Annotated in this window: 12 protein-coding genes; 7 read left to right on the forward strand and 5 right to left on the reverse strand. The window is 70.5% G+C overall.

The window, feature by feature from the left end; genetic code table 11:
- Positions 1-15: 15 nt before the first annotated feature.
- The gene (locus RV986_RS33575; RefSeq protein WP_475920958.1) at positions 16-237 is read right to left on the reverse strand and encodes a DUF397 domain-containing protein; all 222 of its coding nucleotides are present in this window, start codon (positions 235-237) and stop codon (positions 16-18) included.
- On the reverse strand, positions 230-1024 hold the full coding sequence (locus RV986_RS33580; protein WP_475920959.1) for a helix-turn-helix domain-containing protein: 795 nt from the start codon (positions 1022-1024) through the stop codon (positions 230-232). Before RV986_RS33580 ends, RV986_RS33575 begins: the two co-directional genes overlap by 8 nt.
- Before the next feature lie 132 nt (positions 1025-1156).
- On the opposite strand from RV986_RS33580, the gene RV986_RS33585 reads away from it, so the two are divergent.
- From RV986_RS33585 to RV986_RS33605, 5 genes are all read left to right on the forward strand, one after another.
- Positions 1157-1480: a hypothetical protein gene (locus RV986_RS33585; RefSeq protein ID WP_475920960.1), complete on the forward strand. Its 324-nt coding sequence runs from the start codon at positions 1157-1159 to the stop codon at positions 1478-1480.
- Complete coding sequence (locus RV986_RS33590; RefSeq protein WP_475920961.1) at positions 1477-1755, forward strand: hypothetical protein; 279 nt, start codon at positions 1477-1479, stop codon at positions 1753-1755. The genes RV986_RS33585 and RV986_RS33590 overlap by 4 nt, the downstream gene beginning before the upstream one ends.
- Before the next feature lie 94 nt (positions 1756-1849).
- Positions 1850-2788 (forward strand): serine hydrolase, encoded by a 939-nt coding sequence (locus RV986_RS33595; protein ID WP_475920962.1) that lies wholly within the window; start codon positions 1850-1852, stop codon positions 2786-2788.
- Positions 2789-2840: 52 nt separating this feature from the next.
- Entirely contained in the window at positions 2841-3890 is a 1050-nt protein-coding gene (locus tag RV986_RS33600) for an esterase-like activity of phytase family protein (protein WP_475920963.1), read from the forward strand.
- A gap of 77 nt (positions 3891-3967) precedes the next feature.
- Positions 3968-7711: an ABC transporter ATP-binding protein gene (locus RV986_RS33605; RefSeq protein WP_475920964.1), complete on the forward strand. Its 3744-nt coding sequence runs from the start codon at positions 3968-3970 to the stop codon at positions 7709-7711.
- Here RV986_RS33605 and RV986_RS33610 read toward each other — a convergent pair.
- A complete protein-coding gene (locus RV986_RS33610; RefSeq protein ID WP_475920965.1) occupies positions 7697-8209 on the reverse strand; it encodes a hypothetical protein in 513 nt (170 codons plus the stop codon). The genes RV986_RS33605 and RV986_RS33610 overlap by 15 nt on opposite strands.
- A gap of 231 nt (positions 8210-8440) precedes the next feature.
- Here RV986_RS33610 and RV986_RS33615 point away from each other — a divergent pair, with 231 nt between their 5' ends.
- Both RV986_RS33615 and RV986_RS33620 read left to right on the forward strand, forming a co-directional pair.
- Positions 8441-8761: a hypothetical protein gene (locus RV986_RS33615; protein ID WP_475924529.1), complete on the forward strand. Its 321-nt coding sequence runs from the start codon at positions 8441-8443 to the stop codon at positions 8759-8761.
- 107 nt (positions 8762-8868) lie between these two features.
- A complete protein-coding gene (locus RV986_RS33620; RefSeq protein ID WP_475920966.1) occupies positions 8869-10335 on the forward strand; it encodes a S28 family serine protease in 1467 nt (488 codons plus the stop codon).
- A gap of 37 nt (positions 10336-10372) precedes the next feature.
- Here RV986_RS33620 and RV986_RS33625 read toward each other — a convergent pair whose 3' ends face one another.
- Positions 10373-11005, reverse strand: coding sequence for a hypothetical protein (locus RV986_RS33625; protein WP_475920967.1), 633 nt, complete (start codon positions 11003-11005; stop codon positions 10373-10375).
- A 112-nt stretch (positions 11006-11117) separates the two neighbouring features.
- Complete coding sequence (locus tag RV986_RS33630; RefSeq protein WP_475920968.1) at positions 11118-12968, reverse strand: glycoside hydrolase family 3 protein; 1851 nt, start codon at positions 12966-12968, stop codon at positions 11118-11120.
- Positions 12969-13382 lie beyond the last annotated feature (414 nt).

A 13382-nucleotide genomic window follows, 5' to 3' on the forward strand; every position in this document is an offset into this window, starting at 1 on the left:
CTCGCTCGGTACGGGTCAGCCAGGAAATATGCCGCTCTTGACGGAGGTGACGAACGCCGCCCAATCGGCGGCCGAGAAAACCAGCACAGGACCGTACGGCACCTTGGAGTCGCGCACGGGAACGCCGGAGTGGTGGTGGTCCAGTACCTCGACACAACTGTTGGCTTCGGTTCCGCTGTAGGACGACTTGCGCCAACCGCTCAGTATGTCTGCGCGCGAGATGGTGTGCTCAGCCATGGTGTCCGTAGTCCTTCGCTGTCGCCTTCAACAGGGCAAGTGACTCTTGCAGCGGCAACGCGTCGCTCAGTGCGAGATGGTAGGCGCCCTGGAGTCGTTCGACGATGGCGGGGGCGTCGTGAACCTTGCCGAACTGCAGGCCTTCCGAGTAGGCCACCGGAGGCTGGTCCTCGAACCACATCAGCGTCAGCATGCTGTTCAGGATCTGGTACGCGCCCACGGTGTACGGAATCACATGTGCGCGTACGCGCTTGGCCTCAGTCAGGCGGACGATGTGCGTGAGCTGTTCCGCCATGACCTCCGGGCCGCCGACCGGGCGTCGTAGGACTGCCTCGTCCAGCGGCGCCCACACTACGGGCGCCACTGGGTCGGTGAGGATCCTTGAGCGCTCAAGCCGTGTGACAACGGCCCTGTCACACTCCTCTTCACTCGCAGGGGGGTATCCGACGCTCAGAAGGGAACGTGCGTACCTTTCCGTCTGCAGGATGCCAGGCACGAAGGTGGGCGCGAACTCACGGATCACGGTTGCCTGTTGTTCGAGATACCGGGCTGCCTCGAAGTAGTCCTCTACCGCCACGCCCTCCTGGGGCAGGAAACTGCTCAGCACATTCCCCGTGTTCAGAGCCCTGTCCAGCCGTCGCGCGTCCTCCCGGGAGGGAATCCGTCGCCCCGCCTCGATGTGCGCGATGTGCGAACGGGTCATGACCGCCACGTCGGCCAGCCGCTGTTGCGTGAGCCCCGCCGTCTCGCGCTGCTGCTTCAGCCAGTCACCGTACGTGCTGGTCATGGCCAACTCCCTTGTGACAAATGCCTGGTCACACTCCACCCCCTGGCGAGCCTAGCCCGCCCCGTCTCACTCTGTAAGTGGATCGCTACGCAAAGCGACGCCCCTGTGGCTGAACCCAATGGAGTTGACGACATGAGTCACCGAGTGGCCCGCTTCTTCGAGCCGCTGCTGCGGCTGCTGTTCCCCGGCTCGGGGCGCCGCCGTCGCGCGGCCACCGTCACCGCTCCGGCGTACCGACGCCCCACCCTCTTGTACGCCCCTGGTCAGACGACCCGTCGCGCCGGTTCCCGCCCTCTGCGCGGCGAGGACCACGCGATCGTCCGCCCCTACCTCGTCGCCCATGAGCGGAGCGAGGAGGCGCGGCGGCAGCGGGCCCGGCGGCGCGCCCTGTGGCTGGCCGTGCACGGCGTCGACGTCGGGCCGCGGCTCATCCATGGCGTGGAGGTGACTCCGTGATCGGCGACGGGACCGGGTACCTCTCCCGCGTCGCCGACACCATCGAGAGCGTGCAGCTCGGCATGGCGGGCGAACTCCTCGACCGCGCGGCCGACATGCTCGCCGACCCCGGGGTCACCGCCGAGCAACTCCGCTTCCTGGGGCGCCGCATGGCCGAGTCACTGCGCGACGTTCACCGCATCGCGGCAAGCCGGGGCGCCCGCCCGAGCCCGAGCCCGAGCCCGAGCCCGAGCCCGAGCCCGAGTCCGTATCCGCATCCGCATCCGCATCCGTAGAACTCGTGTACAACTTTCGGTCACCTGAACGAGTCATGAGAGACGAGTGCGCCACAGGCGCGCTCGTATTGGTCGAAGGGGATGGGGAACCTCCATGACTCACCGGATATCCCGGCGTACCCGTGTGCTCGCAGCGAGCGTCGGTGCCGGAGTGGTCGTGCCGTTCGCCGCGGCCGCGGCGCCCGCCGCAGCTGCCGCGGCACCGCAGGTCAGCTGTACGTCGAGCAAGGCGGGCCTGGCCACCAAGCTGCAGAAGGACATCACCACGGCGCTCAAGGGCCGCGCCGGCACCGTCGCGGTCGGCCTCTACGACCGGTCGACGAAGACCACGTGCAGTCTGCGCGCCGCCACCGCGTACGACTCGGCCAGTGTCGTCAAGGTCACCGTGCTGGCCACGCTGCTGTGGGACGCCAAGAAGCACAACCGGTATCTGACCGCCCGTGAGCAGACCCTCGCCACGGCCATGATCACCAAGTCGGACAACAACGCCACCAGCGCGCTGTGGAAGCAGCTCGGCGTGACCAAGGTGAAGGGATTCCTCGCCGCCGCCGGGATGACCCAGACCAAGCCGGGCGCGAACGGCTACTGGGGTCTCACCCAGATCACCGTCCGGGACGAGCAGAAGCTGCTCGGACTGCTCACCGCCAAGAACTCCGTACTGAGCGACAACTCCCGCGCGTACGAGCTGAAGCTGATGAACAAGGTCATCTCCTCGCAGCGCTGGGGCACCCCGGCCGGAGCGCCCTCCTCGGTCGCCGTGCACGTCAAGAACGGCTGGCTGTCGCGGGCCACGCACGGCTGGCGCGTGCACAGCGTCGGCACCTTCAACGGCGGCGGCCACGACTACATGATCACCGTACTCACGCACGGGAACAGCACCATGCAGTACGGGGTCAACACCATCCAGGCCGTCGCCAAGGCCATCCACAAGGACCTGGCCCCGACCACCGCCGGGAGCAGCGTGAGCGTGCAGCGGTACGTGCCCACGAGCACGCCCCAGGAAGCGATCCCCGCGCTGCCGGCCACCGGCTGACACTTCACGAGACGGCCTCCCGCGCGTCACCGGCCCGCCCTAGCGTGACCGCATGCGCCTGAGATCCGTACTCGCCACTGTCACCGCCGGCCTGGCGGCGGCCACCTCGCTGACCGTCGCCGGGCCCGCCGTCGCCGGGTCCGCCGGTCCGAGCGGCAACGTCTGTTCGCCCGCCGTCTCGATCACGAGCTACTCCGACGCCCTCGACAAGACCACGTACGAGAACACCTTCGTGGGCAACCTCTCCGCGCTCGCCGTCGACCGCCACGGCCGGATCGCCGCGCTCTCCGACCGGTCCTCGCTCTTCACCCTGGACCGCGAGACGCTGAAGCCGACGAGTGTCGTGAGCCTCGCAGACGAGAAGGGCGCCGCGCTCGACTCGGAGGGCCTGGTCGTGGACCGCGACGGCACCCGGCTCATCACCTCCGAGACCGAGCCCTCCGTACGCCGCTACGAGCGGGACGGCACCCTCGTCGGCAGCCTCCCCGTACCGGACGCGCTCAAGGTCACCCCCGCGGGCCGCGCCACCTCCAACCTGACCTTCGAGGGGCTCACCCTCCTCCCCGGCGGCCACACCCTGCTCGCCGCCATGGAGGGGTCACTGAGCGGTGACACCGCCGGCATCGTGCGCTTCCAGACCTGGGAGCGCACCCGGCACGACTTCCGTCCGGCCGCCCAGTACGGCTACCGCACCGACACCGGCCTCGGTGTCTCCGAGGCGCAGGCCACCCCCGACGGCCGCCTGCTCGTCCTGGAGCGCGGCTTCACCGCGGGCGTCGGCAACACCGTCCGTCTCTACCTCGCCGACCTCCGTCACGCCACGGACACCCGCCGCACCGACACCCTGACCGGTCAGGACGGGGTCCGGCTGGTCCGCAAGACCCTCCTCGCCGATCTCGTGAACTGTCCTTCACTGGGCGCCCAGGCCAAGCAGCCCCAGCCCAACCCGCTCCTGGACAACATCGAGGGCCTGACCATCACCGGGCGCACCCGGGACGGCCGCCTCAACCTGCTTCTGGTCAGCGACGACAACCAGAACCCCGCCCAGATCACCCGCCTGTACTCGCTGCGTGCCCGGCTGCCACACACAGTGAACGGCTGATTATTGCGGAGGGATGAAATCCGCTTCGTTCGGCGTTGATGCCTTCCGGTGGAGTGAGATCTACGGAAGGCATCGGCGTGGCAGTGGAGCAAGGGGACAAGGGCGGCTGGGCACGGCGGCTCGCCGGGTACGCGTGGCGTTACCCGAAGGACGTCCTGCTCGCGCTCGGCTCCTCGCTCGGCGGCATGGCGGTCCTGGCGGTGGTCCCGCTGATCACCAAGGTGATCATCGACGACGTCATCGGGAACCACAGCAGGGACATGGCCCCCTGGGCGGGCGCCCTCGTCGTCGCGGCCGTCGTCGTCTACGTCCTCACCTACATCCGTCGCTACTACGGCGGGCGGCTCGCCCTCGACGTCCAGCACGACCTGCGGACCGAGATGTACGAGACGATCACCCGGCTCGACGGCCGGCGTCAGGACGAGCTGTCCACCGGCCAGGTCGTCGGCCGCGCCACCAGCGACCTCCAGCTGATCCAGGGGCTGCTCTTCATGCTCCCGATGACCATCGGGAACGTGCTCCTCTTCCTGATGTCCCTCGGGATCATGGCCTCGCTCTCCCTCCCGCTCACCCTGGTCGCGCTCGCCGTCGCGCCCGCGCTCTGGGTCGTCGCCAAGCGCAGCCGCTCCAAGCTGCACCCCGCCACCTGGTACGCGCAGGCGCAGGCCGCCGCCGTGGCGGGTGTGGTCGACGGCGCCGTCAGCGGCGTACGCGTGGTGAAGGGCTTCGGACAGGAGGAGCAGGAGACCGGGAAGCTCCGGGACGTCGGGCGGCGGCTCTTCGCGGGACGGCTGCGGACCATCCGGCTCAACGCCAAGTACACCCCGGCCCTCCAGGCCGTGCCCGCCCTCGGCCAGGTCGCGATGCTCGCGCTGGGCGGCTGGCTCGCCGTGCGCGGACAGGTCACGCTCGGCACGTTCGTGGCGTTCTCCTCGTACCTCTCCCAGCTCGTCGGACCCGTACGGATGCTGGCCGTGGTCCTCACCGTGGGCCAGCAGGCCCGCGCGGGCGCGGAGCGCGTGCTCGAACTCATCGACACCGAGCCGTCGATCAAGGACGGCACCAAGACCCTCCCGGCGGACGCGCCCGCGACCGTCGAGTTCGACGACGTGTCCTTCGCCTACGAGGGCACCTCGAAAAGGAAGCCGGTGCTCGACGGGCTGAGCTTCGAGATCCGGCCGGGCGAGACCCTCGCCGTCGTCGGCTCCTCCGGCTCCGGCAAGTCGACCGTCTCGCTCCTGCTGCCCCGCTTCTACGACGTGACGCACGGCGCCGTCCTCATCGGCGGCCACGACGTCCGCGAGCTGACGCACGAGTCGCTGCGCGCCGCGATCGGCCTGGTCCCCGAGGATTCCTTCCTCTTCTCCGACACCGTGCGCGCCAACATCGCCTACGGCCGCCCGGAGGCGACCCAGGAGGAGATCGAGACCGCCGCCCGCGCCGCCCAGGCGGACCGCTTCGTCGCCGAGCTGCCCGACGGCTACGACACCAAGGTCGGCGAGCACGGACTCACCCTCTCCGGCGGCCAGCGCCAGCGGGTCGCCCTCGCCCGGGCCATCCTCACCGACCCGCGCCTGCTCGTCCTCGACGACGCCACCTCCGCCGTGGACGCCCGTGTGGAGCACGAGATCCACGAGGCGCTCACCCACGTCATGGAGGGCCGCACCACCCTCCTCATAGCCCACCGCCGCTCCACCCTCAACCTCGCCGACCGCATCGCCGTGCTCGACGGCGGCCGCCTCGCCGACATCGGCACCCACGAGGAACTCCAGCGGCGCTCGCCGCTGTACCGGCGGCTGCTGACCGACCCGGACGAGCTGGGCGGCGTCTCGCCCGGCCACGCCCTGCCCGCCCTACCCCAGGAGGACACCTCCGTACGGGACGAGCTGGACGCCGAGTTCGACGCCGAGCGCGGGGTGACACCGCACCTGTGGACGGGCGACCGGGAGCCCAAGGACAACGCCCTGTCCGGCATGCCCGCCACGCCCGAACTCCTCGCCCTGGTCGAGGCGCTGCCCCCGGCCACCGACACCCCGGGCATCGACGAGGCACGCGCGGTCAGGGCCGAGGAGTCGTACGGACTGCGCAGGCTGCTGCGCGGCTTCGGTCTCCCGCTCCTCATCAGCCTGGGGCTCGTCGCCGTCGACGCGGGCATGGGCCTGCTGCTGCCCGTGCTGATCCGGCACGGCATCGACCAGGGTGTGTCCCGGATGGCCCTCGGCGCGGTGTGGGCCGCGGCCGCGCTGGCGCTCGTCACCGTGCTCGTCCAGTGGACGGCGCAGATCGGCGAGACGCGGGTGACGGGCCGGACGGGCGAGCGGGTCCTGTACTCGCTCCGCCTGAAGATCTTCGCGCAGCTCCAGCGCCTCGGCCTCGACTACTACGAGCGGGAGCTCACGGGTCGCATCATGACCCGGATGACGACGGACGTCGACGCCCTCTCGACCTTCCTGCAGACCGGTTTGGTCACGGCCTTCGTCTCCGTCGTCACCTTCTTCGGCATCATGGCCGCGCTGCTGGTGATCGACGTACAGCTGGCACTGGTCGTGTTCGTGACCCTGCCGCCGCTGGTCATCGGCACGTTCTTCTTCCGCCGGGCGAGCGTGAACGCGTACGAACTCGCCCGTGAGCGGGTGTCGGCGGTCAACGCCGACCTGCAGGAGTCGGTCTCCGGGCTGCTGATCCTGCAGGCGTTCCGGCGCGAGCGCTCGGGCGGGCGGCGCTTCGCGGAAGGCAGCGCGAGCTACCGCCAGGCGCGCATCCGCGGCCAGCGGCTGATCTCCGTCTACTTCCCCTTCGTCCAGTTGCTGTCGTCGGTGGCCGCGGCGGCGGTGCTGGTCGTGGGCGCGCACCGGGTCGACGCGGGCACACTGACGACCGGCGCGCTGGTGGCGTACCTCCTCTACATCGACCTGTTCTTCGCCCCCGTGCAGCAGCTCTCCCAGGTCTTCGACGGCTACCAGCAGGCCACGGTCTCGCTGGGCCGCATCCAGGAACTGCTCCAGGAGCCCACCTCGACCAAGGCCGCCGACGAGCCGATGGAAGTGCTGTCGTTGCGGGGTGAGGTCGCCTTCGAGGGCGTCGACTTCGCGTACGGCGACGACGAGGAGGCGCTGAGCGCGGTCTCACTGAGCATCCCCGCCGGGCAGACCGTCGCCTTCGTCGGCGAGACCGGCGCGGGCAAGTCGACGCTGGTGAAGCTCGTGGCCCGTTTCTACGACCCGACGGGCGGGCGGGTGACGGTCGACGGCACGGATCTGCGGTCCCTCGACCTGACCTCGTACCGGCACCGGCTCGGCGTCGTCCCCCAGGAGGCGTACCTCTTCCAGGGGACGGTCCGTGACGCCATCGCCTACGGCCGCCCCGACGCGACCGACGCGGAGGTGGAGGCCGCGTCCCGCGCGGTCGGCGCGCACGACATGATCGCCACGCTCGACGGCGGCTACCTCCACGAGGTCGCCGAGCGCGGCCGCAACCTCTCCGCGGGCCAGCGCCAGCTGATCGCGCTGGCCCGCGCGGAGCTGGTCGACCCGGACGTCCTGCTCCTCGACGAGGCGACGGCCGCGCTCGACCTGGCCACGGAGGCCCTGGTCAACCACGCCACCGACCGGCTCGCGGGCCGCCGTACGACCCTGGTCGTCGCCCACCGCCTGACCACGGCCGCCCGCGCCGACCGGGTGGTGGTCATGGACCACGGCCGGGTCGCCGAGGACGGCACCCACGACGAACTGCTCGGACTGGGCGGCCGCTACGCGGACCTGTGGCGCACGTTCGTGGGAGCACCGGAGCCGGAGGAGCCGGTGGCCTCACCGGCCCCGTGACGACGGCCGCCGCTCAGCGCTCTTCCGCTGGATGTCGGAGATCTTCTTCGTGGCCAGGTCGGACTGCACCGTCAGATAGGTGTACGCGGGGTGCTGGGCGGAGCCCCAGGTGAGGCGCACCGTCGACCAGGTGTGGCCCGCCCCGCTGTCGCCCGCCGTCACCTTCCAGGCGCGCGGCACGCTCTGCGCGCGCAGCACCCCGTCGGCGTGCTCGCGGCGCTCCCACTCGGTCAGCCGGCTGCGGAGGTCCGAGGTCAGATAGAACGTGCGCAACTGGCCGGCGAGGCGACCGCCGCCCTCGTCGGTCACCGCGTCGATGTAGGCGCCGTAGAAGTCGGCCACCCGGTCGTACGCCGGACCGTTGGCGCCGCTGCGCGCGGGCGGCGGAGCGGTGGGCCCGGCGAACGCGGGCACCGAGGCACCGGCAGTGGCAGTGGCGAGGAGCGCGGCGCCGAGGAGGACGCCGATGGCCGTACGTGAACGTGTCGTGCGGGACATGGGATACCGCCTTTCGTTTTCCGATCAGGTGGACATCGGATAAACAGTCACGGTTGCCACGAAAACGGAAAAACCTCCTTTTGGGCTAACGCAACCATCAGACGTACGTCCTGCGTCCGTACACCAGTACGCCAAATGGCCGGGGGAGGGACAACAGTGAACCGTGGTGGCGCGATACGCCGACGCCTCGCGCTCGTGCTGGCGGTGCTGGCCGCGTCCGGGGTGCTCGCGATGGTGAGCCCGGGCAGCGCGCAGGCCGCCGACGCGTACTGCTCGGGACGCAAGGTCCGTACGCTCTCCTTCGCGACCGGCTCCGTGCAGGTCTTCAGGCGCGGTGGATACATCTGCGCGGTGACCGTCCCCAAGAAGCAACTGCCGTACAGGCGCGCGATGTCCGTCAGCGTGCAGGCGCGCGGCAACCGGCCCGTGGTCGACCGGGGGAGCTTCGCGCACCACGCGGGCCCGGTGACCGTCCACGCCGGCCACCGCTGCGTCCGGGTCGGGGGCTCGGTCGGCTCGGGCTCGGTGAGCTCGGGCTGGATCCTCTGCTGAGCCACCCGAGGCACTCCCGTCCCACAGAGTTTTCGCCATCTCCCCTGGTGCGCCCGTGAGTTGCTCCGATAGCTTCCAGCGCACATCCGATTCACAGGGGAGGGTGCATGCGCAAGGCGCTCAGATGGCTGCTGGCGCTCACCGTGCTCATAGGCACGCTGAGTACGGCCGGGGCGGCCACCGCCGCCCAGCCGGAGGCCGCACCAGGCACCACAGGCACCACAGGCACCACAAGCACGGACGTCGACATCAAGGACCGGCTCCTCGCGATACCGGGCATGAGCCTGATCCAGGAGAAGCCGTACACCGGCTACCGCTTCTTCGTCCTCAACTACACCCAGCCGATCGACCACCGGCACCCGTCCAAGGGCACCTTCCAGCAGCGCATCACCGTGCTGCACAAGGACACCTCGCGCCCGACGGTCTTCTACACCGGCGGCTACAACGTCTCCACGACCCCTGGCCGCCGCGAGCCGACCCAGATCGTGGACGGCAACCAGGTCTCGATGGAGTACCGCTTCTTCACCCCGTCCCGGCCCGTCCCGGCCGACTGGTCCAAGCTCGACATCTGGCAGGCGGCCAGCGACCAGCACCGTATCTTCGAGGCCCTGAAGCCGATCTACAACAAGAAGTGGATCTCCACCGGCGGCTCGAAGGGCGGCATGACCGCCACGTACTACGAGCGCTTCTACCCGCGTGACATGGACGGCGTCGTCGCGTACGTCGCCCCCAACGACGTGGTGAACAAGGAGGACTCGGCCTACGACCGCTTCTTCGCCAAGGTCGGCACCAAGGAGTGCCGCGACAAGCTGAACGCCGTGCAGCGCGAGGCGCTGGTGCGGCGGCAGCCGCTGGAGAAGAAGTACGAGCAGTACGCCGCCGACAACGGCTACACCTTCACCACCATCGGGAGCCTCGACAAGGCGTACGAGGCGGTCGTGCTCGACTACGTCTGGGGCTTCTGGCAGTACAGCCTGCTCTCGGACTGCGACTCGATCCCGGCCGACGCCGCCCACGCCACCGACGACGCGATCTGGGACTCCGTCGACACCATCTCCGGTTTCTCGGCCTACACCGACCAGGGCCTGGAGATCTACACGCCGTACTACTACCAGGCGGGTACGCAGCTCGGCGCGCCCACGATCCACTTCCCGTACATCGAGAAGAAGTACATCCGCTACGACTACCAGCCCCCGCGGAACTTCGTGCCGCGCTCCATCCCGATGAAGTTCCAGCCGTGGGCGATGGCCGACGTGGATTCCTGGATCCGCCACCACGCCGACCACATGCTCTACGTCTACGGCCAGAACGACCCCTGGGGCGCGGAGCGCTTCCGCCTGGGCAAGGGCGCGCGCGACTCGTACGTCTTCACCGCCCCCGGCCTGAACCACGGTGCCAACGTCGCCGGTCTCGTCCCCGACGAGAAGGCCCTCGCGACCGCGCGCATCCTGGAGTGGGCGGGCGTCGCCTCGGCGACCGTCCGTTCGGACCCGTCGGCGGCCAGGCCGCTCGCCAGGTTCGACGCGAAGCTGGACCAGCACGACATCGAGCGCGAGCCCGCGCTGCGACCGTAGGACCGTCACCGGCTCGTCGGCCGCGCCCGCCCGTCCACTACACCGGGCGGGCGCAGCCCACCGGTCTGCTGCCGCCGAGCTGGACGTAGAGGGCCGTGGCCGAAGGGCACTTGGCGCGGTCGAGGACCGCCGACGTCACCTTGTACTCCGGGGGCTTCTTGCCCTTGCCGTCGCACGCGGTCTCGCGGACCTGGCCGCTGCCGGCGCCGTAGACGCAGTCGCCGACGATGGTGCGGGGGCCGCCGCCGCCACCGGGGTCGCCGGGGTGCGGGGGTTCGAGTTTGCGCATGCAGGCGTAGCCCTGCGGGACGACCCCGTCGCCGTTCTCGTCCGAGGCGGGCCGGGTCTCGCTGATGTGCAGGACGAAGTCCGTGGTCGCCGGGCACAGCGGTCCGTCGGCCACCTTGCCGTCGTAGCGGGCGATCACGCGCGCGGCGGCCCGTTCGCTGGAGCAGGACACCTCGGTGAAGCTGGTCGTCCCGAAGGAACTGCACTCGTCGACCGCGAGGAACACCGCCCCGTAGCCGGAGGGTTGCGTCGACGCCGTGCCCGCGGCGGGCTCGGCGCCTCCGGAGCCGGACCAGCGGTCGCATCCGGCCAGCGTGACCACGGCGAGCAGCAGCGCGCACACCACCCCTACGGAACGCCGACCCAAAGAGTTGGCTCGCATGGCTTCCCCCCGTTACCCCCGTCCAGCGTGACCCGTCGCGGCGGGCACACGCCAGACATCCGGGGTGCTTTGCGCCCTTTGGGGGTGGTGCGCCGGGTGGGCGGCGTAGGGACTAGTACGTCAATCCATACCCAATCGGGTACAGAACCCGCGTCGGGTCGTCCGCCCGCTGTACGGCCACGGGGAGCTTGCCGCGGGGCCGGACCTTGCCCGCGATCACCCGTGCGGCGGCGCGCAGTTCGACGTCCGTCCAGGAGTACGTCGCCATGTGGGCGCCCACGGAGGGCAGCTGGGCCACGTCGTACGGGTTGCGGATCGCGATCGCGACGACCGGGACCCCGGTGGCGACGAGCCGGTCGACGAGGGTCTTCTGCGACCCGGTCGCCGTGACGTTGTACGTCCCCACGACCACCGCGTCCGCGCTCCCGGCCGCCGCCACCGCCTTGTCGACGGTCGTGGCGGAGGGTGCCGTACCGGTGGACAGCGCCGTCGCCGTGAAACCCAGTTCGGTGAGGGCGGTCGCGAGGACGGTGGTGGGCGGTCCGTCGGTACCGGAGGGGGAGGCGGGGTCGGCGCCCACGACGAGGACGTTCTTGTGCGTCCGCCGTGACAGCGGGAGCAGCTGCCCGGTGTTGACCAGCAGCGTCGTGGTGCGCTCGGCGATCCGGTCGGCCGCCTTGCGGTGCGCCGCGGTGCCCACCGTGTGGTCGACGCCCGCGTCGGTGACGTACGGATTCTCCAGCAGGCCCAGCTTCGCCTTGAGGCGCAGGACGCGCAGGACGGACTCGTCGAGGCGGGCCTCGGTCAGTTCGCCGCCGCGCACCGCGTCCAGGACGGCGTTCCAGGCGAGGTCGATGGACGGCGGGTTGAGGAGCTGGTCGACACCGGCCTTCAACGCCAGTACGGGGACGCGGTCGTCGCCGTACTTGGTCCGGACGCCCTCCATGCCGAGCGCGTCCGTCACCACGACCCCGTCGTAGCCGAGTTCCTCGCGCAGGATGCCGGTGAGGATCGGGTGGGAGAGCGTGGCGGGGTCGCCGGCCGGGTCGAGCGCCGGGACCATGATGTGCGCGGTCATGATCGAGTCGATGCCGGCCCGGATCGCGGCCCGGAACGGTACGGCGTCGAGGGTCGACCACAGCTCGCGGCTGTGCGTGATGACGGGGAACCCGAAGTGGCTGTCGACGGCGGTGTCCCCGTGCCCCGGGAAGTGTTTGGAGGTGGCCGCGACGCCCGCGCTCCGGAACCCCTTCACCTCGGCCGCCACCAGCTCGGCCACCGCGTGGGGATCGGCGCCGAAGGAGCGTACGCCGATGACGGGGTTGGCCGGGTTGACGTTCACGTCGGCGACCGGGGAGTAGTCCTGGTGGATGCCGAGCGCGCGCAGTTCCGCGCCGCCGAGGCGCCCCACCGTGCGGGCGTCCTCCCGTGAGCCGCCCGCGCCCAGCGCCATCGCGCCCGGGAACAGCGTCGCGGGTCTGCCCACGCGGGCCACCGCCCCGTACTCCTGGTCGGTGGAGACGAGGACGGGCAGGCCGCGCGGCTGGTCGAGGGAGGCCTTCTGGAGGTCGTTCGAGAGGGTGGCGATCTGGTGCGGGTCGCGGGTGTTGTGCGCCCAGGTGAAGTAGATGATCCCGCCGACGCGGTACCGGGCGATCAGCTCGGCGGCCGTCCTGACGCCGAGCTCCCTGAGGTTGGCGTCGATGTCGGCCTGGTCGGGGGCGGTGGCCGAGTGGCCGTACGCCCGCATCACGAAGAGCTGGCCGACCTTCTCCTCCAGCGTCATACGGGAGAGGAGGGCGCGCAGTTCCTCGGCGCGGGGCCCCTGGTCGTCGGCGTACGCCGTGGTGCGGGTGACGACGGTGGCGGTGACGCCCGCGGTGGCGGCGAGGACCGTGCGTCTGGACGGTTTGGACGGTTTGGACGGTCGGTGTGCGGTGCTTCCCGTGCTGGAGTCGCGCACGTGCGCTCCTTCCCTCATGAAGGAAACTTCCGAGGAGTCACGAATATCCGGGAAGTTTCTTCCAGTCAAGGGTGTGCACAGTAACCGGCGAGGGGCCGCCACCGGCGCAGTTGGAGGGGGGCGCGCCGGTGACGGCGTGCTGCCGGCCGCAGGCGGCGGAGAGGGTGGTCAGCGTTCGCAGCCAGCAGCGAGGCCGACACCGCTCTGCGGAGACTCATCCAGCAGCATGCGGATTGGACGAACCGGCGGGGGGCGGGGTTCCCCGGTTCGAGGGAAACCCCGGAAGTTGGTGCGGGGGTGCTCAATGGGGCTGATGTGCCCGTTCGTCGCGCCTGCGGGCACATCGGCGGGGCGCGGACGCGGGCGGGGCGCGGGGCCCGGGCGCGGGGCCCGGAGTGGGGCCGGGCGTGGGGC

The organism is Streptomyces sp. RLA012 (assembly GCF_056270325.1).

Excerpts from the sequence above, each read along its gene's own strand:
- RV986_RS33625 (WP_475920967.1), bottom strand. The coding sequence starts at position 11,005 with ATGCGAGCCAACTCTTTGGGTCGGCGTTCCGTAGGGGTGGTGTGCGCG.
- RV986_RS33580 (WP_475920959.1), bottom strand. The coding sequence starts at position 1,024 with ATGACCAGCACGTACGGTGACTGGCTGAAGCAGCAGCGCGAGACGGCG.
- RV986_RS33575 (WP_475920958.1), bottom strand. The coding sequence starts at position 237 with ATGGCTGAGCACACCATCTCGCGCGCAGACATACTGAGCGGTTGGCGC.
- RV986_RS33615 (WP_475924529.1), top strand. The coding sequence starts at position 8,441 with ATGGTGAGCCCGGGCAGCGCGCAGGCCGCCGACGCGTACTGCTCGGGA.
- RV986_RS33620 (WP_475920966.1), top strand. The coding sequence starts at position 8,869 with ATGCGCAAGGCGCTCAGATGGCTGCTGGCGCTCACCGTGCTCATAGGC.
- RV986_RS33585 (WP_475920960.1), top strand. The coding sequence starts at position 1,157 with ATGAGTCACCGAGTGGCCCGCTTCTTCGAGCCGCTGCTGCGGCTGCTG.
- RV986_RS33600 (WP_475920963.1), top strand. The coding sequence starts at position 2,841 with ATGCGCCTGAGATCCGTACTCGCCACTGTCACCGCCGGCCTGGCGGCG.
- RV986_RS33610 (WP_475920965.1), bottom strand. The coding sequence starts at position 8,209 with ATGTCCCGCACGACACGTTCACGTACGGCCATCGGCGTCCTCCTCGGC.
- RV986_RS33595 (WP_475920962.1), top strand. The coding sequence starts at position 1,850 with ATGACTCACCGGATATCCCGGCGTACCCGTGTGCTCGCAGCGAGCGTC.